The 22,472-nt window shown below is 66.8% G+C and carries 21 protein-coding genes and 1 pseudogene; 9 read left to right on the forward strand and 13 right to left on the reverse strand.

Features of this window, described 5'->3' with window-relative positions:
• Window positions 1-6 precede the first annotated feature (6 nt).
• Window positions 7-504 (forward strand): CGNR zinc finger domain-containing protein, encoded by a 498-nt coding sequence (locus ASD43_RS16845; RefSeq protein WP_082539186.1) that lies wholly within the window; start codon window positions 7-9, stop codon window positions 502-504.
• A gap of 185 nt (window positions 505-689) precedes the next feature.
• Here the strand turns inward: ASD43_RS16845 and ASD43_RS01820 are convergent, their stop codons facing one another.
• Together ASD43_RS01820 and ASD43_RS01825 are read right to left on the reverse strand one after the other, a co-directional pair.
• Complete coding sequence (locus ASD43_RS01820; RefSeq protein WP_056412796.1) at window positions 690-1,274, reverse strand: TetR/AcrR family transcriptional regulator; 585 nt, start codon at window positions 1,272-1,274, stop codon at window positions 690-692.
• Between the two features lie 5 nt (window positions 1,275-1,279).
• Entirely contained in the window at window positions 1,280-1,747 is a 468-nt protein-coding gene (locus ASD43_RS01825; RefSeq protein ID WP_056412800.1) for a nuclear transport factor 2 family protein, read from the reverse strand.
• A gap of 252 nt (window positions 1,748-1,999) precedes the next feature.
• Between ASD43_RS01825 and ASD43_RS01830 the strand changes: the two genes are divergently transcribed.
• The 3 genes from ASD43_RS01830 (at window position 2,000) to ASD43_RS01840 (ending at window position 4,708) form a co-directional block, all read left to right on the forward strand.
• Window positions 2,000-2,881: a helix-turn-helix domain-containing protein gene (locus tag ASD43_RS01830; protein WP_056412803.1), complete on the forward strand. Its 882-nt coding sequence runs from the start codon at window positions 2,000-2,002 to the stop codon at window positions 2,879-2,881.
• Between the two features lie 411 nt (window positions 2,882-3,292).
• Entirely contained in the window at window positions 3,293-3,751 is a 459-nt protein-coding gene (locus ASD43_RS01835; protein ID WP_200946549.1) for a MarR family winged helix-turn-helix transcriptional regulator, read from the forward strand.
• 81 nt (window positions 3,752-3,832) lie between these two features.
• On the forward strand, window positions 3,833-4,708 hold the full coding sequence (locus tag ASD43_RS01840) for an NmrA/HSCARG family protein (RefSeq protein ID WP_056412805.1): 876 nt from the start codon (window positions 3,833-3,835) through the stop codon (window positions 4,706-4,708).
• A 142-nt stretch (window positions 4,709-4,850) separates the two neighbouring features.
• On the opposite strand, the pseudogene ASD43_RS17660 reads toward ASD43_RS01840, so the two are convergent.
• A pseudogene (locus ASD43_RS17660) lies at window positions 4,851-5,024 on the reverse strand (PfkB family carbohydrate kinase); the annotation flags it as partial.
• 12 nt (window positions 5,025-5,036) lie between these two features.
• On the opposite strand from ASD43_RS17660, the gene ASD43_RS01845 reads away from it, so the two are divergent.
• On the forward strand, window positions 5,037-5,843 hold the full coding sequence (locus tag ASD43_RS01845) for a substrate-binding domain-containing protein (RefSeq protein ID WP_056412808.1): 807 nt from the start codon (window positions 5,037-5,039) through the stop codon (window positions 5,841-5,843).
• A gap of 587 nt (window positions 5,844-6,430) precedes the next feature.
• On the opposite strand, the gene ASD43_RS17090 is transcribed toward ASD43_RS01845, so the two are convergent.
• From ASD43_RS17090 to ASD43_RS17280, 7 genes are read right to left on the reverse strand one after another with little or no spacing between them, the layout of a single operon-like run.
• Window positions 6,431-7,327, reverse strand: coding sequence for a hypothetical protein (locus ASD43_RS17090; RefSeq protein ID WP_157550703.1), 897 nt, complete (start codon window positions 7,325-7,327; stop codon window positions 6,431-6,433).
• Window positions 7,324-8,310, reverse strand: coding sequence for an ATP-binding protein (locus ASD43_RS01855; protein WP_056412814.1), 987 nt, complete (start codon window positions 8,308-8,310; stop codon window positions 7,324-7,326). Before ASD43_RS01855 ends, ASD43_RS17090 begins: the two co-directional genes overlap by 4 nt.
• 6 nt (window positions 8,311-8,316) lie before the next feature.
• Window positions 8,317-9,438: a Mu transposase C-terminal domain-containing protein gene (locus ASD43_RS16855; protein WP_162247475.1), complete on the reverse strand. Its 1,122-nt coding sequence runs from the start codon at window positions 9,436-9,438 to the stop codon at window positions 8,317-8,319.
• Between the two features lie 43 nt (window positions 9,439-9,481).
• On the reverse strand, window positions 9,482-10,342 hold the full coding sequence (locus ASD43_RS01865; RefSeq protein ID WP_082539188.1) for an IS3 family transposase: 861 nt from the start codon (window positions 10,340-10,342) through the stop codon (window positions 9,482-9,484).
• Entirely contained in the window at window positions 10,339-10,638 is a 300-nt protein-coding gene (locus tag ASD43_RS01870) for a helix-turn-helix domain-containing protein (protein ID WP_056412821.1), read from the reverse strand. The genes ASD43_RS01865 and ASD43_RS01870 overlap by 4 nt, the downstream gene beginning before the upstream one ends.
• Window positions 10,639-10,695: 57 nt before the next feature.
• On the reverse strand, window positions 10,696-11,526 hold the full coding sequence (locus ASD43_RS01875) for a helix-turn-helix domain-containing protein (protein WP_056412824.1): 831 nt from the start codon (window positions 11,524-11,526) through the stop codon (window positions 10,696-10,698).
• 50 nt (window positions 11,527-11,576) lie between these two features.
• The gene (locus ASD43_RS17280; RefSeq protein WP_162247476.1) at window positions 11,577-12,257 is read right to left on the reverse strand and encodes a TnsA-like heteromeric transposase endonuclease subunit; all 681 of its coding nucleotides are present in this window, start codon (window positions 12,255-12,257) and stop codon (window positions 11,577-11,579) included.
• Window positions 12,258-12,725: 468 nt separating this feature from the next.
• On the opposite strand from ASD43_RS17280, the gene ASD43_RS01885 reads away from it, so the two are divergent.
• The 3 genes from ASD43_RS01885 (at window position 12,726) to hrpB (ending at window position 17,812) form a co-directional block, all read left to right on the forward strand.
• A complete protein-coding gene (locus tag ASD43_RS01885; RefSeq protein ID WP_056412828.1) occupies window positions 12,726-13,154 on the forward strand; it encodes a MarR family winged helix-turn-helix transcriptional regulator in 429 nt (142 codons plus the stop codon).
• 234 nt (window positions 13,155-13,388) lie between these two features.
• Complete coding sequence (locus ASD43_RS01890) at window positions 13,389-14,999, forward strand: SPFH domain-containing protein (protein WP_056412831.1); 1,611 nt, start codon at window positions 13,389-13,391, stop codon at window positions 14,997-14,999.
• A gap of 266 nt (window positions 15,000-15,265) precedes the next feature.
• Complete coding sequence (hrpB, locus tag ASD43_RS01895; protein ID WP_056412834.1) at window positions 15,266-17,812, forward strand: ATP-dependent helicase HrpB; 2,547 nt, start codon at window positions 15,266-15,268, stop codon at window positions 17,810-17,812.
• Window positions 17,813-17,857: 45 nt separating this feature from the next.
• Here the strand turns inward: hrpB and ASD43_RS01900 are convergent, their stop codons facing one another.
• On the reverse strand, window positions 17,858-18,613 hold the full coding sequence (locus tag ASD43_RS01900; protein ID WP_082539189.1) for an AAA family ATPase: 756 nt from the start codon (window positions 18,611-18,613) through the stop codon (window positions 17,858-17,860).
• 63 nt (window positions 18,614-18,676) lie between these two features.
• Window positions 18,677-20,179 carry an L-serine ammonia-lyase, iron-sulfur-dependent, subunit alpha gene (locus tag ASD43_RS01905; protein ID WP_056412838.1) on the reverse strand — a complete coding sequence of 501 codons (1,503 nt, stop codon included), beginning with the start codon at window positions 20,177-20,179 and terminating at the stop codon, window positions 18,677-18,679.
• Window positions 20,180-20,296: 117 nt separating this feature from the next.
• Between ASD43_RS01905 and ASD43_RS01910 the strand changes: the two genes are divergently transcribed.
• Window positions 20,297-20,623, forward strand: a complete 327-nt coding sequence (locus ASD43_RS01910) for a hypothetical protein (protein WP_056418891.1) — start codon at window positions 20,297-20,299, stop codon at window positions 20,621-20,623.
• 77 nt (window positions 20,624-20,700) lie between these two features.
• Here the strand turns inward: ASD43_RS01910 and ASD43_RS01915 are convergent, their stop codons facing one another.
• Window positions 20,701-22,431: an L-aspartate oxidase gene (locus ASD43_RS01915; protein ID WP_200946550.1), complete on the reverse strand. Its 1,731-nt coding sequence runs from the start codon at window positions 22,429-22,431 to the stop codon at window positions 20,701-20,703.
• Window positions 22,432-22,472: the final 41 nt, after the last annotated feature.

The raw sequence follows: 22,472 nt of genomic DNA on the forward strand, positions 1-22,472 counted from the left end.
GAAGAGATGCTTCGAGACGAGGAGCTGCTGCTGGCCTTGCTCAATAGCGCGCCTGTCATCGAGGGCGTGCCAACAGACGGTCTCGAAGGAGCAGCCGGGCGAGAGCTCGCGCGCAGTTGGGGCGGAAAAGGGTCCGCGGATGAGCTAGCGCTCCTGACACGAGTGCGACGGGCGTTACAGACCATCGTCCGCGAAGATGATGGAACAGCTGTTGGCGAGCTCGCGGGCGTCCTCGACGATGCCGTGCGGACGCCGCGCATAACCCCGAGTGGCGTGGTCTGGGAACTTCACGTTCCCGAAGACGACCGCCTTGTGGCGGGGGTCGTGCTGGCCTGGTCGAACGTCATCACAGAGTTCCCCGGTCGCCTCCGTGCATGCGCGAATGACGAATGCACGCAGTTTCTCGTCGATCACAGCCGCCCGGGCACCGCAAAGTGGTGCTCCATGGCGGTCTGCGGCAACAGGATGAAGGCGCGCACGCACGCGCGCCGTGCCAAGAGCTGAACAAAGGTCCCCGCGAAGCCATTCGCCTCCCCGCGCTCGAGCATGCAGCGAGCTCGCGTCCGCCTTCGATCGAACGCGGAGGACGGGATCAGGCCACCCAGGCGTCGAAGTGTCGCTCGCCCAGTCGGCGATGCTCCTTCAGCGCCAAGGTCCCCTCTCGGACTTCGACGACGCGCCCTTCGAGCTCACGACCGCAGAGATCGACAACCACGCGGGTTCAGAGATCGCGCGGAGTTGACAGCGGTGTCGAACGCGTCCGGATCGTTGAGGGCGCGGGCGAGGATGATGCCGCCCTGAACAGTAGCGATCAGTTGAAGCGCGCGCGAGCGGGACTCCGATGCTCCCGTGGCATCCAGAGCGGCAGTGAGCACGTCGACCCATTCCGTGAAATAGCCGCGCACGGCCTGATCGAACCGGTCGCGTTCTCGACCGACGGCGAATGCGCCGGGGAGACACACCCGCCGACCGGAGCGGAAGTAGGCCCGCACCTCACCGAACATGGTGTGGATGCCCTGACGCGCGTCCTCCTTGCTGGTGCTGGTGGCGCGCAGCGGCGCGAAGATCCGCTCGTCGAACCACGCCTGGATGTCGGCGAGGACCGCCGCGGCCATCTCTTCCTTACCCCCGGGAAAGAAGTGGTAGAGGCTCCCGCGGCCGAGGCTGGACGCGTCCTGAAGAATGGCCATACTCGCCCCCTCGTACCCGTGCTCGCGGAACGCTTCTGCCAAGAGTGGGATCACGGCCTCGCGCGTCGTCGAGGGCTTGGCCACGGCCGCTATATGCCCAACTCAGTCAGTCCCGGGTGGTCGGCCGGTCGCGGGCCGAGGGGCCAATGGAGGAGCCGGTCGGTCTCGTCGATCGGAACGTCGTTGATCGCCGCAAGCCGGCGACGCATCAGACCGTGCTCGTCGAACTCCCAGTTCTCATTTCCGAACGAGCGGAACCACTGCCCAGCTGCATTGTGAGACTCGTAGATGAAGCGGACAGCGATCCGGTTGCCCTCGTATGCCCAGACTTCTTTGATGAGCCGGTAGTCCAGCTCCCGGCTCCACTTCTCGGTGAGCAGCGTCACAATTTCGGCGCGTCCGCTCACGAACTGGTCACGGTTCCGCCAGGCGCTATCGACGGTGTAGGCCAGAGAGACTCGCTCGGGATCTCGGGTGTTCCAGGCATCCTCGGCCGCTCTCGCTTTGTGTGCTGCGGTCTCTGCCGTGAAGGGGGGAAGGGGCGGACGGGCGTCCATGAGTCGCTCCTCGATGTCACCACCGGCTCTTTACCGATTGGTACAGAGCGTACTCGATCGATCAGTGCGACGATCTCGAGGGAGCGACGGCGACCGGATGTCGTCGATACCGAGCATGCAGCGGCTGACCGCAACGGAACGTTCTTTTGCGGCGGGGAGGATCGGCCCGAGGCGCTGAGCGCGGAGTTGCACCTTCCGTAGCGTCATGTGGTGCAGTGGATGCATCCCGTCCACCGAGGAAAGGCTCCACACATGTTCTCGTCATTCATCCCCCCTCGCCGAGTCGCGATCGGGGATGCCGCGACCTTTGTCGGCACCACTCCGCGGGCGATCCGTCACTACCACCAGATCGGTCTGCTTCCGGAGCCCGAGCGCGGGAGCGATGACCGCCGCCGCTACGGCTACGACGAGATGATCCGACTGCTGTGGATACGACGCATGGCCGACGCCGGCATCGCCCTCGATGACATCCGCGACGCTTTCACGTTCGCACCCGACGCTACCCACAGCGACAACGACAGCGCCGTCGACGTCGCGCGCATCCTGGACCGGCTGGAGGAGTCCCTCGTCGCCCGGCAGGCCGAGATCGAGCAGCAGCGGACCGCCGTGCAGCGAATGCGTGCGCAGGGCAGCCGATTGGGCGTGCTCTCCGATGTCGTGAGCGACCGCCTCGCAGACCTACCCGAGGACGCCCTGCGGCAGGACGACCTGGACACCCTGCTCGTGACCGAGCGGATCTTCGGCGCCCCCGTCGCGTCCGTTCAGGCATCGCGTTTCATCGCCCTGGCCACTCACCCAGACCTGCGAGAAGACTCTGACCGCATCAACGCCGCCGAAGAAGCTCTCGACGACTCGGTCGCGATCGACGACCCCCGCGTCGCGGAGGTGGCCGCCGACCGACACGCCTTCGAGACCGCCCTCCGCACGGTCATCGAGAGCGCCGGCCTGGCCCAGGCCGACCACGCCCGGCTCGACACCTGGGACGAGGCGCACCCCGCTGCCGCCGATACCGGTGCGTCGCGCGGGTCGACGACCCTCGCCGAGGCCGTCCGAATGATGCCCTACGACTTCTCCCCCGCACGCTGGCGGTGCATGGAACTCGCCCTGGAGCTCGACCTAGCCGAAACGACCTGAGTCATCGGCTTCCCAGCCAGCCGAAATGAGCGCACAGCGACCGCTCCGAAAAGGCCTTCGCGGGTGAGCAATAGGCATCGGCGGGCCGAAAGGCCACAACAGCCGACGTCTCCGCCACACGCCTCGCGGAGGAATTCGTAGCTCGCATGCGCTCGCCGCTTCACCCTCTCGTAGGTATCGGTCACGCCACCCCGGCACTCGGCCGCCCACCCAGCTCCGGCAGTCAAGCGGATAGGGCGTTGCCCGTGTTCGAGTGTTCGACGCTGAGCGGCGAGGTGGCGCGAGTTCTGCGGCGAACACGACGAGAAGGCGATCCCGACGAGCTGACCTCCGGCCGCTCGCCGATCTGCGCGGGGCGATTCGAGTGCGCCGCGATCCGCCTGCCGTGACCAGTAGGCTGATCGTTCGTCGATGAACGGGGAGGCCAACGTGGATTACGGCGACAAGCTCTTCTGGCTCTCGGTCGTGATCCAACGGAAGTACGCGCAGGTCTGCGCCGAGTTCGATCTGACCCCCTCGCAGGCCACTCTGATCTGCGCGGTCAGGAACACGCCGCGGCAGATGGCCGACCTCGCCGCGTCGTTGGGCATGACCAAGAACGCTCTGAGCCAGCTGGTCGATCGCACCTCGCGGCTCGAGTTGGTCACCAGGGCGAGCTCAGAGCAGGACGGACGGGTCGTGATGCTCAGCACGACGCCTGCGGGGAAGCTTCTCGCCGAGGCCGTGTTCGCCGAGATCTCCCGGCGCCTCCCCGAGATCGCGAAAGACCTGGACGCCGACGACCAGCGCGACTTCGCGCGAGTGGCCACCGCCATAGCGGACACCTCCCCCCTGTCACCATCGACCTCGAATCCGACCGTCGCACAGTAGAGTTCGCAAGCCTTCACCTTGACCTAGTTCATGGCATGAACTAGTTTTATTCATGCCATGAACTAGTGAAGGGTGGCAGCGATGAGCACACGGACGACCGGCAAGATCGCAGTATTCGGCGCGACCGGGCACCAAGGTGGGGCGGTGGTCGACGCCCTGCTGGACAAGGGGGCTCCCGTGCGGGCGCTCGTCCGCGATCCGCGGTCCGACCGCGCTCGCGCGCTGGCCGCCCGTGGCATCGAGTTGGCGGTCATCCGGACCGATGACTCCGGGTCGTTGGTCGGCGCACTGACGGAGGTCGAGGCGTTCTCCTTCATGACCCCGGAGGCCAACACCCTCGAAGAGGTGGAGGCCGAGATCCGGATCGGAACCGCGCTCGTCGACGCGGCGGCTGCGGCTCGCGTGCCGCACGTGGTGTTCAATTCTGTCTTCGGCGCGGACCAGGAGTCGGGTGTGCCGCACCACGACTCGAAGCGCGCGATCGAGCAGCACCTGACCGAGTCCGGCCTCAGAGTCACGGTGATGCGACCGACCCCGTTCATGGAAGTGATGTCGCCGAGCCTGGAGAACGGAGAGATCGTGCTGCGGCTGCCGTTGCCGGAGGACGTCGCCGTGAAGATGATCTCGCTCAGAGACATCGGCCGGGTGGCCGCCGCGCTCCTACTGGGGGCCGCGGAGGCGCCCGGCGGCGCCGTCGAGCTTGTCGGCGACGAGCTGACGGGCCCTCAGATGGCCGCGGCGTTCGGCGCGCACGCCGGGCTGCCGGCACGGTACGAGGCCGTCCCGGTGAGCATGCTTCCCAGCGAGCTCGACCGGGCGATGTTCCGACAGTTCGCGAAGATGGCAGAACACCCGTCGGACCTCTCGGTGGTGCGTGCGTTCGAGCCCGCCGCCCTCGACTTCGCCGGGTGGATCCGGTCCACCGGGTGGAGCGCTGGCCTGCACCCCGAGAACTGATCACTGGTTCGTCTGACGAAGCTCCGACTCCCATGGCAGATCGGCTCCGGGGCGCGAGACGGTGATCGCCGCAGCGCACACAGCATCGTGTCCGACGCGCTCGAGCACCCGTTGTCCCAGCCCCTCGGCTTCCGTGTTCGAGCACCGATCGGATCGACGAGGCCATGAAGGTGTCCCCCGCGCCGATCGTATCGACGGCCTCGACGAGCACCGGGGGGATCTCCACGTGCGCAGTGGAGTTGGCGATGACGGCTCCACGGTCTCCCCGCGCCACCGCCACGAGTGACGGCCCGAGCGCGAGCACGGCGTCGACCACCTGATCGACGCTGTGCTCCGGATACAGCCTCTTGCCACCGGAACGAGCGACGTCATCGTCGCCCTTGTACCCAACACGACGTTCGGCGCCAACTTGCAAGACGTCGTCGATGTTCTCACTGCGGAACTCGCTCGAGTCGGCCTGACGCTCGTTCTGCGTTTCTCGAGTTCGCCAGTCGAACTGCTCGAGCACTTCATCACCACGATTCGGCCGCGTGCGGTGATCGCGCCCTTCGTCGCTGCCACTGCTGCGGAGCGAGAGTCCATAGAAGCGAGCGGCGTCACCCTGATCGATCTCGCCGCAGCAGAAGATGTGAATTATCGCATCGGTCGACTCCAAGGGGAGCACCTCGCATCGAAGGGCTACCAGAACCTGGTGTATGCGCACCTGCACGACGCACGTCTTGACGTCTACGGCGACAGCCGGGAACGAGGACTCGCCGACTACTGCCGAGAGAGCGGGCGTGCAGCGCCGAAGTCGATTCGACTGTCCGTCGACCTTCTCGATGCGGTATCCGTCTTGAGCGGACTTCCCCGCGGAGTGGCCATCGCCTGCTACAACGATGATGTGGCGGTCGCGCTCCTCGCCGCTGCACGAGAAATCAAGCGCCGCGTTCCTGAGGTTGTCGCCCTGTTGGGGGTGGACGCGACGCGGATTGGCGCGCTGATGGCCCCCCGCCTCACCACCATCTCGGTTGACACGACGATCGCTCTACAGGCACTGGTCCACGACATCGTGAGCCGGTTGTCCAGTTCTGCCGCCGCCGACTCCCTCAACGATCTTCTCGCGCTCACCGTCATACCGGGGGGATCCGCGTGACGGCTCAGATCCTCGAGAGACGGCCGCCCGGCGCGCAAGCAACCATCGCGTTGATCGCATCCGCACCGCTCTTCACGGGCATATGCATGAGCTCGCTGAAGAGCCCGGCACCACCGCTCCAGCCACACGCAGGACCATTCCCGCTCACACGCGGCTGGACCGTACGAGACAGCGGGTAAGCGCTGGCTGTGTTTCCGCCCCGTGGCACCCGGGAAAGCACCACTGCAAAGTCACGAGCGGCAAACACGGGGTGCAGCGACTGAGCGCGATGAGCATCGTCTGCGTGGTACGTCAACCTCGCTGGCGGAGGGCGAAGCCTTCGAGGTCACGGTGACGGTGGGATTTGAGCCCAGATCGAGTCACCGCGTTGACAACGACGCGCCCCGCCGTCCCCCCCGCACACCTCCGAAATCTGCACCAAAAATGCACCACGCCCCACCCCAGATACGGAAAAGCCCCCGATTTCTCGGGGGCTTCCATGGCGGTGACGGTGGGATTTGAACCCGCTGTCGACCTTCGCCTCCACAGCTAAGCCGCCTAGTGGTGTGGGCACTCACGCAACTCCGGTGCACTGGAGGGCCTCGCCACTACAGCGCATCCGACGGCCTCTCCGCCCGGCGGTTCAAGTGGCGGCCAAGACCTGACCTGATCGTGGAACTGCGCGCAATCAGATGGAGTACATGATCTTCCGGCAGTGATCGATCGAGGTTCCCATCTTCACGGTAGACCGGCGCGATCATTTCCGTGAGCGCGCGCGAGTCGAGGCCGTTGGCGACACCGTAGCTCATTCGAATCAAGATTCCGGCCAATGCGCGGCCGGTCAGCTCTGTTGCCATGACTTCGGTCATTCTTGGCGAGCACAAGGCACTCACCACATCCAACAAACGCGGCAGACCCTCGATCTCGTCTCTCAAGCTGAGTTGATTCGTGGAGCGGTTACGGGGGTGCCACCAGGAGTTGATGACCTCTCGGGCAATTGCTGCGAGCGCGGTTCGATGTCCGATCGCGATGGGATGCAGCCAGCGGTCGAGTCGCCTCTGAGCTTTCAGTTGAGCCGCCCGCCCGGACACGTCGATATCGAGGCCATTCGCGTGCCAGCGCTCGTGCTTCACGCAGATCGGGCCAGTCAGCCGTTCCACGAGCACGAGTTCTCCTGCGGTGCAGCGGCGGCACAACGACAGGAGTCCACGACGCGAACCGTTGCAGAAGGTGCAGGCGCGCACCCAAAGCGTTGGATCGTGTCTGCACATGGACACAAACTCTCGGCTCCGACGAACGAGAGAACCCGGAGGCAGACCGCCAAGAGCTTCAACCAGCCGCGGAATCGACTGCGGCCTCACGGCCGTTCCTATCCGGGGATACTGCTCGAACAGCGATCGCCACATCAGGTGTTCGGCAACGCAGTTTGCCGCGCACAACCGCGTGAAGTAGCTAGTGGTCGCCTCGGCGGGATAACAGATCACACGTACCGGAAGTGCGTTCATCGTCGATCACCCATGACTCGCCTGCGTCGCTCCACTTCGCGATCGAACTCCGAAGTGTCGAGTCGTTCCGCGCCAGAGTCGATGGCCCTGAAGGCGGAAAGCTGAAGCATGTCCTTGAGGGGACCTATCTCCCCTCCAGTGAGCCAGTGCAACGACTTCGCGACCTCGAGGATGCTTCCGGGCTTCTGCTTGAGCAGGCAGAGAGAATCTTCCAACGCGAGTAAGAGATCGCCCCAGTCAGACTGCCCCTGAGCGCTCGTGATAGTGAAGGGCGATGCGGTGAAAAGCTCAAACCTCTTGCGTATCTGCCCTTCACGAGACCCGGACAGCAGGCCAGTCGCTTCGACAGCGATACCGGCGTAGACAAAAGTACCTCCGCACCGCTCGGAAAGCTGCTTGAGCATGTCGGATGCCTCTAGATTCTGCCGGTACTGCAAATCGAGGTGGTGGACGTCATCGATGAGGATCAACTCGGTTCCGCAGCGCCGAATCGCGTTGGCGACCATCTCAAGCAGCGAGTTGTAGGTCGTCCGGGCAATGGTGGGGAGCGCAAAGAACCGTACGAACTCGAGCAACATGGCTTTCGCTGTGCACTGCGCCGGCACCATTACGTACATCACGGGGATTCGCCCATCCGCAGTTGATGACCGACCCATCAGACGCCGACGCAGTTCGTGCTCCTTGCCAATCTGCAGCAAGGTCGTCGTCTTCCCCTGCCCGGGCTCGCCTGACAGGATCAGACCAAGTTTGCCGACCTGGCGGTGCGGGTTGAGGTATACCCGCTCACGAACAGCTGATTGGAAGGCCGCGTACTGAGGAGTCTTCACAAACGCCCCAGCCTGTGAATACCTAGCCCGCGCCTCGTTGTAGATCCACCGCTCGGAGGAAGGCATCCTCCGCAGCGCCGGAGGGGTGATCCTTGCGGGTCGTTCGTACGTTGAGTCAACGAACTCCCTCCACCCTTCGCTCGTGGTGATGTCCATGAACGCCTATCCCTCCGACTCTTCGGACGGTTCCGCTATCAACTCAAATCCACCCCGATTCGGCCAGGGTTCGTTCTCGCGGACGCTGTCCACGCCTCCTGCTAGACCGGCGATCACTTCCGTTCGTTCCTCAGCGGGCGCGTTACCTGCCGTGAGGTGCATTGGGTCCGCTCGTGCCGCAGAAACGCGCGCTGATCTCGAACCCGAACCCTTCGGGTTCCCTCGCGTAGAGAAGTCCAGGATTGCCCCCGCCAGATGAGGGTCAGGCGTTGCAACACCCGTCGCTCTGTACTCTTCACGAGCAAGCCGCCAGACTTCGCCGAGCATCGGCATGCGATGAATCTCGTTGGACCAATGCAACGGGATGAACTCGCCATCCGCATCGAGCCAGACCACGTGCAGGTTGTACGGATCGACACGAATCGACCACCGCCCGCTACCTTTTCTTGAGTCGGACACCCTCCTCCGATACAGATCAAGGCGCGACGAGTCGTAGACCCGATGGTCGATCGTCACCCCGTAGCGGTTGATTCGGCGTTTGACCGTAGGAAGCAGCGCGATGAAGTCCTCGCGTGTCAACGGGATATGCAGCTCGGGCACTCGACGCCGATACGCTCGGCACATCTGGTTTGGGGAGAGCGCGACGGTCGTTTCAAGCGGATCTCTCAGGCTGCTGTGGACCTTGTTTTGCCAGACCACTGCGATCCAATCTTCGAGAAGCTCTTGCATCTGCGCGATCGTGAGGAGCTGATCTGAGTTATGGGAGACGTCCTTTCCACGGTGCTCAACACTTCGGCCGGTGTAACCGCGGACGTGGCTGAGGAACATCGTGTTGATCGACTTAAATGTCCGTTCGACGTGAGGCTTGTCGGTGGGAGTGTGCGTTGAAGCCGTGATGGTGCCGATTGTCAGATGCTCACAGGCGGCAAGGAAGTGTGCGGACAGATAGTTGCTACCGCGGTCAGTGGTGATCGTCTCGGGGAAGATGAACGGCTGTTGATTACGCAGTCGCTCAAACTGCTCTTGATCCAGCAGAGCGTCCTCGACCCACGCTGTAGAGATGAGTCGCCGCGTTTCTTGCGCGCCTTCAGGACGACGTGAGTACGGTGCGAGCGCTCTCGCAAGCACAAGGAGCTGAACCCGGTTCGGTGGACACGGGTTGTGTGTTGAATTATGCCGCGATAGCGGCGTGATGGGTGTTCTCGAACTCGAGTGGTGAGACGTCTCCGATGCCGGAGTGGCGGCGTTTCGGGTTGTACCAGGCCTCGATCCATTCGAAGATCGCCTGCCCCAGTTCGTCTCGGCTTTGCCAAACGTGCTGGTCGAGGAGTTCGCGTTGCATCGTGGACCAGAACGACTCCATGAGTCCGTTGTCGACGCTGGACGCGACCCTGCCCATCGATCCGAGCAGCCCGGCTTGGCGGAGCCGGTGCCCGAACACCCACGAGGTGTATTGGGATCCGCGGTCCGAATGGACCACGGTTCCCGGCTCGGGTTTGCGTCGCCACCTTGCCATGTCGAGCGCATCGACAACGAGCTCTGCACGGATGTGATCGGCGATCGCCCACCCGACCACGCGACGGGAGAACACGTCCACGACGGCCGCGCAGTAGACCTTCCCGGTCTTCGTCGGATGTTCCGTGATATCGGTGACCCAGAGCTTGTTCGGGCCGTCCGCGACGAACTGGCGTTTCACGAGATCCTCATGCGGTGCCGGCAGCGGGCGGACCTTCCCGCGTTTGCGGCGGTGGCTGATCCCAGCGATCCCCGCCAGACGCATCAGCCGGGCCACCCGCTTCTTCCCGCATCGGATCTGCAACCCGAGCCGCAGCTCCGCGTGCACGCGCCTCGCGCCGTAGCTGGTTCGGGAGTCCCTGTGAACGCGGACGATCGTGACCGTCAGCTCCTCGTCCACCCGTGCTCGCTCCGACGGAGGGCGACTCTTCCACGCGTAGTACCCCGACCGCGAGACCCGCAACACCCGACAGGCAAGGGCCGCGTCTATCCCGGTGGCGACGAGGCGATCGATCACCGGGAAGACCCTTTTGGGCCGACCACCTCCCGCGCGAAATACGCCGACGCCTGCCGGAGGATCTCGATCTCCGCGGCCTGAACCCGGTTCTCGCGCCGCAGCCGGACCAGCTCGGCGCGTTCATCCGAGGTCACGCCTTCCTCGACGCCCTCGTCAACGTCGGCGATCTTCATCCACCGGCGCAGACACGACTCGCTGATCCCCAGATCGGCCGCGAGCTGCGCCACCGGCTTCTCCTTTGACCGCGCGAGCACGACCGCCCTCCGACGAAACTCCACCGGGTGAGCTGCAGGCATGATGACTCCTTCACGAACGACTCTCGCCGCTCAGATCAGGTGTCCACAAGACCGGGTTCAGCTCCCAACGACTAGGTCGACGCTCTTAGTGCCCTCCGGTCGAAGGACCGCAGACAGTATCGACCGCGTGGCAACGTCGATGAGAATTGTGAGCTCCGGGCGAGCGATCGTGGTTTCATCGATCCGCACGAGGACATCCAACGTCGTTGAATCGATCTGAGTCTGTTCTCCAGGGCGTAGCGCTTGGCGGCTCTTGAACGAGCGGCTGTGCCGGAGGGAAAGTGATTCTCTTGTCTTGGCAGAGCCGAATGAGCCGCGGCCGACGTCCTCTGCTTTCAGAATGCGATGGAGCGTGGCTCGACTGGGCAGTTGAACTTCCGCTCCATATTTCTGATGGGTCAGTCGTTCGATTCTGCGGATCAAGGCATCCTTGCTGATCGTGGATGCGGCCGCGCGCGAGTCCAGCACCTCATTGATCACCTCGACGACACGCGGATCCGTACGCCCAATTCCGGCAGATCTACCTGATGACGGCTTTCTACCGTCGACCAGTCCGGGCAAGCCATAACGCTCGAACTCCTCCAACCGCCGATACACGGTTCGTGGGGAGACGGTGCTCCCCAGGCGAGCGGCCGCCTCCCTCGCCGCGTCAAGAACGGCGGCCTTCTTCGTCACTCCACTCTGAACCGCATCGTCCATCGCCTTCAATACGTGCCACCAGGTCTGCGCTGCTTCGTCCTCGATCACCTCATCTCTGAGTTCCCGCAGATCAAATCGAGTTGCCAACCGGGAACTGAGGCCGGCACTCCGTTCCAGCTCATCGCGCGAGACCTCCAGCTCGACGCCGTCGCTTGAGCGCAACACTGCGAAGGTCGGGCTGATGACCATTACTTCGTAGTCGACAGATCGCCAAGAGATCCATGAACCAGCGCGCTGCCTCATTCGACTGACCGCCGAGTCAGCCGCGTCGCGGGTGTCAGAGGCAGTTCAAGGTCGAACTCGAGGTAGCCGCTCCACAACAGCCAGTAGCAGCGTTCGATCCCCCTGCCGTCCCAGTCGAGGTTCTTGCTCACGTGGTCGACTGTTCCGACATCGCCAACAGGAAGCGATAGAGGCGAGTCGAGGTCCCAGCGCGGATCGCGATAGCGCGACAAGAATCGTAGGTTCGCATCGCGCACCACCGAGTCGAGTGCATACACGGTGTACGACCACCCAAGCCGAGCGCAAAACTCCGCTGTTCGATCGAACTGAGCGCGTGCCACGTCGTCGATGCGTTTCAAAGGCCTGACGTCGACAAGCACCGGAGGACTGTCGATCATCCGAACGAAGTAGTCGGGCGTGTGCCGGCTGGTGGAGGACCCCACCCACTGAATCTCCATCGGTTGACTCGATACTGCGTCCACTCCGACCGTGCGATCTAGCTCGAGGAGGAATGTACGTTCTGCGAGCGACTCGAAGACCACGTGTCGACCTGTTTTAGACATCCAGAGCGCGCCTGAGTGGTGGCGTTTGCCCTGCCACGTCGAAAACTCACGCACGGGTGAGCAAAGTTCGAAGGGAATCTCCGAGACATCGCGAGCGTCCATCAGGCGCCGACTGTCTGCGAGCACGAAGGCCACGTCTACTCGCCCCTCAGAGGGCTGGATGTCGCTGCTTGCTCTCCAAGGAACTAAGGCCGACGGGATCACCATTAGAGACTCTTTCGAAGCCCGCGCGATGGCGATCCCTTCCCACGAAGAGCCGCGCGTGCTGACACGGTACCGCCGTACCCATCCGCGGGCAACGCCTCGTGAGAAAGTTGTCAACGGATTGAGACACTTGCCACTTGCATGAGACGTCGTGCCAAGTGTCTGAGATGTTGCCAACTTGCTTGAGATCGGACAACGATCGTGACCGACATCCCGATCTCGAACTTTCCGTGACCAAACCGTTGCATTCGTTATCTCGCCGTTATAGAGTGATTGCACGGTGAATGTTTGCTGTGGCATACACCGCATGTGATTGCAGGACACTCTTGGTGCAAGGGACAAGGGCCGGTCGGGAGCCTCTCCGACCGGCCCTTTACTGTTGCCACTAACCTGGTCTCCATGACCGATCGCAAGCTCGCCGTCCAGGCGTGGGAGAGCCTGTTCCGCGCGCAGCACGAGCTGTTCACCGAGATGAACGCCGATTTCGATCATTCCGGTCTCGGACAGGCCGAATACGACGTGCTCCTCACGGTCACGCGCTCGCCCCGCAAGTCCGCCCGGCTGCGCGACGTCACCTCCAACATGCTGATCAGTCAGCCCAGCGTCTCGCGCCTCGTCGACCGCATGGTCTCGCGCGGGCTCGTCGAGAAGTGCCCCGACCCCGACGACGGACGCGGTGCGCTGATCCGCGCGACGGATGCGGGAGTCCGGGCGTTCCGTCAGATCGCCACCGTGCACGGCCGCTCCATCGCCGACCGCATGTCGCGGCTCGATGACGACGAGCTGAAGGCGTTGCGCGACCTCGCCGAGAAGCTCCGCGGCCGCTGATCTCTGTCGGGGGGGTTCCCCTGGAAGGTTCTCCCCGTCGGGCGGATTTCTCCCCGTCGGGCGGCGAGATCACGCACAGGTGTCCTCCCGTCGAGGAGTTCGCCTCCCACACCGAAGCGGGCCCGACTCCCGGCGACGGCTGGAACCGTTTTCTGGCAGGGTGGACCGTAACCGCCCGCGCGACCGCGCGGGCATCACGGACCGCCCCCTCGGGGGGAACCAGGGAGGTCATCCATGGAGATCGCCGGAGCAGTCGGCATCCTCATCATCGTCGGCATCGCCGTCGTCGCCGCTGTCGTCATACTGCTGATCCTGCTGCTGTTCGCACGCAGCTGGATCAAGGTCGCCCGAGCCGACGAGGCCCTCGTCATCTCGGGTCGCAAGCAGAAGGTGCAGCGCGCCGTCATCGCCGCCGACGGGTCGAGCCGCGACGAGATGTCGGAATCGCCCGTCACCGTCATCGTGAACGGCAAGTCGCTCGTCAACCCGATCACGCAGCGCCACGAGATCATCTCGCTGCGTTCGCGGCAGGTCTCCCTGAACGCCGAGGCGCAGTCGCTCGACAGCGTCACGCTCAACGTCGACGGCGTCGCGATCGTGAAGATCGGCTCCGACCCCATCCTCGTCCGCCGGGCCGCCGAGCGATTCGCCTCGCAGGACAAGGCCATCGAGCAGTTCACCACCGAACAGCTCGAGGGTGCCCTGCGTGGCATCGTCGCCACGCTCTCGGTCGTCGAGCTCATGCGCGAGCGCAAGAAGTTCTCCGACCAGATCGCCGCCGACGTCTCGCAGGAGCTCGCCGAGCAGGGTCTGATCCTCGACTCGTTCCAGATCAAGGGGATCACCGACAAGGTCGGCTACATCCAGTCTCTCGGTGCCCCCGAGATCCAGGCGAAGCGTCAGTCCGCGGAGATCTCGCAGACCAACGCCGACCGTGCGATCAACCAGAAGAACATCGCCAACCAGGAAGCCAACCTCATCGAGCAGACCGCGCTCGACACCAACACGGCGAACTCCAACGCCGGCATCGGCCGAGCGCGCGCCGAGGCCGAGCAGGCCGAGAACCTCGCCCGCGAGCAGGCTCAGCAGGCCGTTCTGCAGCAGCAGGCCGAGAACCGCCAGGCTCAGCTCGACGCCGACGTCAAGCGCGTCGCCGACGCCCAGCGGTACGAGGCCGAGACCCGCGCGCAGGCCGAGCTCTACACGCGTGAGCGTGCCGCCGAGGCCGGCGCGATCGAGCAGGTCAAGCAGGCCGAGGCCCGCACCCGCATCGCCGAGCAGCAGGCGCAGGCCGACAAGGCCAAGGCCGACGGTGAGGCCGCAGCCGCGATCGCCCGCGCGAGCGGTGAAGCCGACGCGCTGCGCGCGCAGGCAGAGGCCGAGTCCGAGGCACGTCGCCTGCGGGCCAACGCCGAAGCCGACGCGATCCGCGCCGAGGGTGAGGCGCGAGCCGCAGCCGTCGAGGCCGAGGCGAAGGCCATCGCGTCCAACCAGGACGCCTTCCTGTCGCAGCGCGTGCTGGACGTGCTGCCGTCGATCATGGCCGAGTTCTCCAAGGGCTACGCCGCGATCGGCAACGTGTCGATCATCGGCGGCTCGAGCGAAGACGGAGCATCGAACCTCGTCGGCGCCGACAGCGCACGGGCTCTGAAGTCGGTGTTCGACAGCGTCAGCTCGGCGACCGGACTCGACCTCGCGTCGATCATCCAGGGCCAGGCCGTCGGTCGTGGCATCGGCGAGGGAGTCGCAGCAGCGTCCGCACCGTCCGCGGCTTCTGCACCGACGCGACGCTCGGCACCGACCACCCCGCCGCCCCCGGCACCGCCGGCTCCCGCAGCGGAGTAAGCAGCAGCACAGCAACCAGCAGCACAGCGGATGCCGCGGCCGATTCGGCCGCGGCATCCGTCATGTGCGGGCAGCCTCCCGTGCACGATTCAGCATGAACGCCGCACACCGGGCGCTATCGGGTGTGATCGGCCGAGTTCAGTGGCGCTCATGCTGAATCGTGCACGCGGTTCCCGACCGCCCGCTCGACGCCCACTCGACCGCCGCCTGACCGCCCACCCCTCTGCCGGCACCCGGATGGGGAACGGACCGGGCAGACTGGGGACATGACCGCCTTCGACCTCGATGCCATCGGCGCGGGGCTCTCGTTCGCGGCCGCTCTCGACGAGCTGTCGGCGGCACTCGACACCCGCGCCGCGGTGGTGGTGAGCGCTCCTCCCGGAACGGGCAAGACCACTCTCGTACCGCCGCTGCTGGCGTCGCGTTCGCCCGGCCGTGTGATCGTCACGCAGCCTCGACGGGTCGCTGCCCGTGCCGCCGCCCGACGACTCGCCCACCTCGACGGCACGCCGCTGGGCGCACGGGTGGGATTCACGGTGCGCGGCGAGCGCTCGGCAGGGCCCGGGACCAGGATCGAGTTCGTCACGGCGGGGGTGCTGCTGCGGCGGATGCTCGACGACCCCGGCCTCGACGGTGTCGATGCGGTGGTCCTCGACGAGGTCCACGAGCGCGCGCTCGAAACGGATCTGCTGATCGGCCTGCTCTCCGAGGTGCGCGAGCTGAGGGACGACCTCGTGGTCGTCGCGATGTCGGCGACCCTCGACGCCGCGCGCATCTCGGACGCTCTGGGCACCGACACCCTGCCCGCCCCGGTGGTCGACCACGAGGTCCCCGCCTTTCCGCTCACCGAGCGCTGGGCGCCGAGTCCCGCACCACGGCTCGACGAGCGCGGCGTGACCCGCGGTTTCCTCGACCACGTCGCCCGCACGACGACGGATGCCGCGCGTGCGCTGACCCGCGACGACCCGACGGCGGACGTGCTGGTGTTCGCGCCGGGTGTGCGCGAGGTCTCGGAGATCGCCCGGCGCCTCCGTGACGCGAGCGGTGAGGCCGACATCCGCGAACTGCACGGACGCATCCCGGCGGCGGAACAGGATGCCGTCATCCGGGGCCGCCGCGCGGATGAGGCGCCGCGCATCATCGTCACCACCTCTCTCGCCGAATCCTCGCTCACGGTGCCGGGGGTGCGCCTGGTCGTGGACAGCTGTCTGTCTCGGCATCCGCAGCGCGACGCCGCCCGGGGGATGACGGGCCTCGTCACGACCGCGGCATCGCGGTCGTCCTGCGTGCAGCGGGCGGGCCGTGCGACGCGACAGGGCCCCGGCACGGTCATCCGCTGCGTCGACGAGCGCACCTACGCGGCGGCGCCTGCCCGCCCGGTCGCGGAGATCGCCGTGTCCGACCTCGCCGACGCCGCACTGCTGCTCGCGTGCTGGGGTGCGCCCGGTGGCGCGGGACTGCGGATGATCGAGCCGCTGCCCGCTGCCTCACTCGCCGACGCGCTCACCGCGCTGCGCGGACTCGGAGCGATCGACGACCAGGGCCACGCCACTGCCGACGGCCGTGCGCTGGCGCGCATCCCCGCCGATCCGCGACTCGCCCGCGCCCTGCGTGACGGCAGCCCGATCGTCGGCGCCCGACTGACCGCCGAGGTCGTCGCGCTGCTGGGTGGTGATGTGCGGGTAGCCCAGGCCGACGCCGCACAGGCGCTCGTCACCCTGCGCGGGGGACGCACGCCGGATGCCCGGCGCTGGCGCAGCGACGCGGATCGGCTCGAGCGCCTCGCCCATCCCGCACCGGGAGTCCGGTCGGACCTCGACGGCGTCGGCCTCGTGATCGCCCTCGCCTTTCCCGACCGGATCGCGCAGCGCGTCGATCGCACCGCCGAGGGTGCGACGTTCCTGCTGGCATCGGGCACCCGTGCCGGGGTGCAGGGCCCGCTCGCTGCGGTGGAGTGGCTCGCGGTCGCCGATGTGGCACGCGCGGCGGGTCGGGCCGCGGCGGGATCGGGCGCCGTCATCCGCTCTGCGGCGGCACTGTCGGAGAGCCAGCTCGAGCAGTCCGCCGGCCATCTGATGACCGACCGGGTCGAGGCGGAGTTCACCGGTGGGCGCGTGCAGGCACGACGGGAACGCCGCGTCGGCGCGATCCTTCGCTCATCCGCTCCGGTGCGCGCGTCGGCGGAGGAGGGCCGGGATGCCGTGCGTCGGGCGCTCCGTCGAGACGGTCTCGGCCTGTTCGCATGGACCGGTGGCGCCGATGCGCTGCGGCGTCGGCTGGGTCTGCTGCACCGCGAGCTCGGCCTTCCCTGGCCCGATGTCTCCGATGCCGGGCTGCTCGACGCCCTCGACACCTGGATGGCACCCGAGCTCGATGCGCTGGCCGCCGGGACTGCGGTCGCGCGGCTCGATCTGACGTCCGCGCTCCGCCGCCTGCTGCCCTGGCCCGAGGCATCCCGCCTCGACGACCTCGCCCCCGAGCGGCTCGAGGTGCCCAGCGGCTCGCGCATCCGCATCGACTACCCGGAGCTCGGGGATCCGACGGCACGACCCGTGGTGGCGGTGAAGCTGCAGGAGTGCTTCGGCTGGGCGCAGACCCCGAGGCTGGTAGACGGACGGACCCCCGTGCTGTTCCACCTGCTCTCCCCCGCCGGACACCCGCTCGCGGTCACCGACGATCTCGCCTCGTTCTGGTCGGGTCCGTACTCACAGGTGCGCGCGGAGATGCGCGGACGCTACCCCAAGCATCCGTGGCCCGAGGATCCCTGGCTCGCTGCCCCGACCAGGCACACGAAGAAACGCGCCCCCGGCTGAGCGGCGACTGTCGCCGCCGTACCGCCCACGCCCTCTCCCGCGCCCTCAGTCCAGCAGATGCCGCAGGTACCGGGGCGGGTCCTGCAGGAACGAGCGCCAGTGGCCGACCAGCTCGAGATCGCTCCACTGCGCGGGCCGGATGCCCCAGTCGCCGACCTCGAGGATGCGCGCACCGGGCAGCGCGGCGAGCACCGGCGAGTGTGTGGCGCACAGCACCTGCCCGCCCTCGTCGACGATCCTCTGCAGCACCGCGATGAGCGCGAGCGTCGACTGGAACGAGAGCGCGGCCTCGGGCTCGTCGAGGCAGTAGAAACCGGGTTCGTCGAAACGGCTCTGCAGCACCGCGAGGAAGGACTCGCCGTGACTCATCTCGTGGAAGGGTACATCCGGACCGCTCGTCGACGGGTTCTCTTCGAGGTACGTGTAGAACGAGTGCATCGTCTCGGCACGGAGGAAGAAGCCCCAGCGGTTCGCACCGACGCCGCGCTGGATCCGCAGCCACTCCGACAGGGGCGACTCGGTCGGGCGGGTGCTGTGCGTGGCGTTGCGCGATCCGCCCTCGGGGGACAACCCGTAGGCGATCGCGACGCCCTCGACGATGGTGGACTTTCCGCTGCCGTTCTCGCCGACGAGAAAAGTCACCCCTGGCGAGAGGTCGAGCCCCTCGCGGAGCACCTGGGCGACCGCAGGGATGCTCGTGGGCCAGACCTCTCCAGGTTCCGGCGCGTCGTCATTCGCGCGGACGGAGACGACGGGCTGCTCACGCCGACGACGACTGCCCGGCATCCAGATCGACTCCATGCCCCGAGGCTACGCGCGACCGCCGACATCGGCAGGTTCAGACGCCGATCGGCGCGAGATGTCTCAGCATTCGATGACGTTGACCGCGAGTCCGCCCTCGCTGGTCTCCTTGTACTTCGTCGACATGTCGATGCCCGTCTGGCGCATGGTCTCGACCACCGCATCCAGCGAGACGTAGTGGCTGCCGTCGCCCCGGAGCGCGAGTCGCGCGGCGGTGACGGCGGTCGACGCGGCGATCGCGTTCCGCTCGATGCACGGGATCTGCACGAGCCCGCCGATCGGGTCGCAGGTGAGTCCGAGATGGTGTTCCATGGCGATCTCCGCGGCGTTCTCGATCTGCCTGTTCGTTCCGCCCATCACGGCGGTGAGACCACCCGCAGCCATCGCGCAGGCCGACCCGACCTCCGCCTGGCATCCGCCCTCGGCCCCCGAGATCGACGCGTTGGCCTTGAACAGCGACCCCAGCGCGGTGGCGGTGAGCAGGAACCGACGGATGCCGCGGCGACGGTTCGCTTCGGCGACGCTCTCGTCGCCCTCGGCGCCGTCGACAACGGGGGCATCGATCGCACGCGAGCCGTCGAAGCCGAGCAGTGCGCTGCCCACCAGCTCTCCGTACGGGGTGACGGCGTTGCCCGCCCCGAGCCCCGAATCGGCGAGGAACCGCCACCAGTACATCGCCACGGCCGGAAGGATGCCGGCGGCACCGTTCGTCGGTGCCGTGACGACGCGCCCGCCCGCCGCGTTCTCCTCGTTGACGGCGAGCGCGAACGCTCCGAGCCACTCCCCCGGCAACTCGCGGTGCCCGTCGGACTCGGCCTCTTCGAGCTGGGCGCGGATCACGCCCGCACGCCGCTTGACCTTGAGCATGCCGGGAAGCACCCCGTCGGAGTGCAGACCGGCATCGACGCAGGCGGCCATCGCGTCCCAGATCGCGTCGAGCCCGGCGGCCACGTCCTCTTCGCTGCGCTCAGCGGTCTCGTTGAGACGCGCGACCTCGGCGATCGACAACCCGTGCTCGTCGCAGAGTGCGAGCAGCGACGCGGCATCCGGATAGGAGTACGGCAGCGGCGCGGGAGCGAGCTTCGCCTCTTCGCCGTCACGGCGGATGAATCCGCCGCCGACGGAGTAGTACGTCTCCTCCGCCACGACGGCGCCGTCGGCCGACCATGCCGTCATCGTCATCGCATTCGGATGCCCGGGGAGTCTCGTGCGCGGGGCGAACACGATGTCGTCCTTCGCGAAGGGCACCTCGTGGTCGCCGTCGAGCGCGAGCATCCCTCCCGCCGGAAAATCGGTCCACGCCGAGCGGACCTCGGCGGGGTCGCAGGTCTCGGGTGAGAGGCCGCGCAGGCCCGCGACCACGGCATCCGGGGTTCCGTGCCCGATCCCGGTCGCGCCGAGCGAGCCGAAGAGCGTGCACCCGACTCGGGCGACAGGATCGAGTGATCCCTCGGCGCGCAGCCGGTGCGCGAAGTCGAGCGCGGCTCGCATGGGTCCCACCGTGTGGGAGCTCGACGGCCCCACGCCGATGGAGAAGAGGTCGAATGCCGAGACGTACGCTGTCACCCCTCCAGCGTACGTCGGCACGACACGCTCAGAGGCCCCCCGCGTGTCGTCAAGCCCCTTCCCGCTGCGCGACCGAGAGGCGAAGCTGATCGGGCACTCGATGCGAAAGGGATGATCATGACGAACAGCACACCCGACCAGGACCCGGCCGCGAACCTCGCTCCGGAGGCGCAGGCACCGACCCCGACACCGTCGTCGGGCGAAGCGGGCGAATTCGTGGAGACGGGTCAGAGCGCCGACACCGCCGACACCCCCGACGAGGCGGAGTCACCCGAGGACGCCGACCCCGCGGAGGTTCCCGACGACGCCGAGCTCGAAGAGCCGAGCACCGAGAAGGACCCCGGCGAGGAGCCGAAGGCGCCGACGCGCAACGACCCCGAGCCCGACCATGAAGCGGTCGGGATCGGGGTCATCGACGGTCCGGAGACCGACGAGGGCGACTGAGCGACTCCTACCTCGCTCCGCCACCCGGCCGCTCCCGTCGCGATGCACCCTGCGACGGGAGCGCGTTCGGATGCGGGCTACTCGACGAGTTTGCCCTCGGTGTCGACCTCCCGCATGAGTTCGGCGATCTCCGCCGGGATCTCGGGGATCGGCTCGTGCGTGACTCCGCCGGTGGGCGACCAGACGAGGTTCACCTGCAGCGTGGGGTCGGTGTCGGGGTAGTCGCTGCGGTTGTGGCATCCGCGCGTCTCGCGACGCTCGAGCGCCGCCTCGATCGTGGCGCGGGCAGCGAGCGCCGAGGCCTTGAGGTCGAAGGCGTGCGCGAGATCCTGGAAGCCTGCGATGTCGGGGTGGATGCCGATGTCCTCCATCCGTCCCTCGATCATGTCGAGGTCGGCGAGACCCGCACGCAGTCCCTCTTCCGAGCGGACGACCCCCGCATGCTGGGTCATCGTGTTGCGGATCGCGCGCTGCAGCGCCCGCACGTTCTCGCGGCCGTCCGCGGCGAGCAGGTCGTCGATCTCGGCGCGAGCCCTGGCCACGGCCTCCGGCGATCGACGCTGCGCGTCGAGCCCGGCCGCATGGGCCATCGCGGCCTGCCCGACGATGCGGCCGTATACGAGCAGCTCGATGAGCGAGTTGCCGCCGAGGCGGTTGGCGCCGTGCAGCCCGCTCGACGCCTCGCCGATCGCGTAGAGCCCGTCGACGTCGGTCTGATGATCCTCCGGACGCACCCACACGCCGCCCATCGAGTAGTGCGCCGTGGGGGCAATCTCGATCGGCTCGGAGGTGATGTCGAGCATCTGCAGCTCCATCATCGTCTGGTAGACCCGGGGCAGCCGGGTCATGATCGTCTCGCGCGGCAGGTGCGAGACGTCGAGCCAGACGCCGCCGTTCTCGGTGCCGCGCCCCTCGGCGATCTCGGTGTACGCGGCGAGCGCGACCCTGTCGCGGGTCGAGAGCTCCATGCGCTCGGGGTCGTACTTCGACATGAACCGCTCGCCGAGCGCATTGCGCAGGATGCCGCCCTCGCCTCGGGCCGCTTCGGAGATGAGGGTGCCGGCCGCGTTCTCGGGCTCGATGATGCCCGAGGGGTGGAACTGCACGAGCTCGGGATCGCGCAACCTCGCCCCTGCCTCGACCGCGAGGCGGAACGAGTCGCCGGTGTTCTCATCGCGTCGCGACGAGGTGCGACGCCAGATGCGGTTGTGGCCGCCCGCGGCGAGGATCACGGCATCCGCGTGAATGAGGTAGCGCGTGCCGTCGGACTGATCGAAGCCGTAGGCGCCGAACACGACGTTGTCGCGTACGAGCAGGCGGGTGATGTAGACGTGGTCGAGGATGGGGACCTCGAGCTGCTCGGCCTTGGCCACGAGGGTGCGCTGGATCTCGAGGCCGGTGTAGTCGCCGGCGAAGGCCGTGCGGCGGAAGGTGTGCGCCCCGAAGAACCGCTGCGAGATGCGGCCGTCGTCCTCGCGGGCGAAGTCCATGCCCCAGCGCTCGAGATCACGGATGCCTCGCTCGGCCCCCTGGGTCACGATCTCGACCGTGTGCGGGTTGGCGAGCAGGTAGCTCTCCTTGATGGTGTCGGCGGCGTGCTGCTGCCAGCTGTCGGCCTCGTCCATGGTTCCGAGGGCGGCGTTGATGCCGCCGGCGGCGAGCGAGGTGTGCGCATCCTGCCGCGGACGCTTGCCGACCGCGAGCACGTCGACGCCGTGCTCGGCGATCTCGATCGCCGCCCGGAGCCCCGAGCCTCCCGTGCCGATGACGAGGACCGTGGTGGAGATCTGCCGTTCGCGTGAGGTCATGGGCACAACGCTAGTTAGGACATCCTCATGCCGTCCAATGC

Origin of the sequence: Microbacterium sp. Root553 (assembly GCF_001426995.1) — a bacterium.
Taxonomy (GTDB): Bacteria; Actinomycetota; Actinomycetes; order Actinomycetales; family Microbacteriaceae; genus Microbacterium.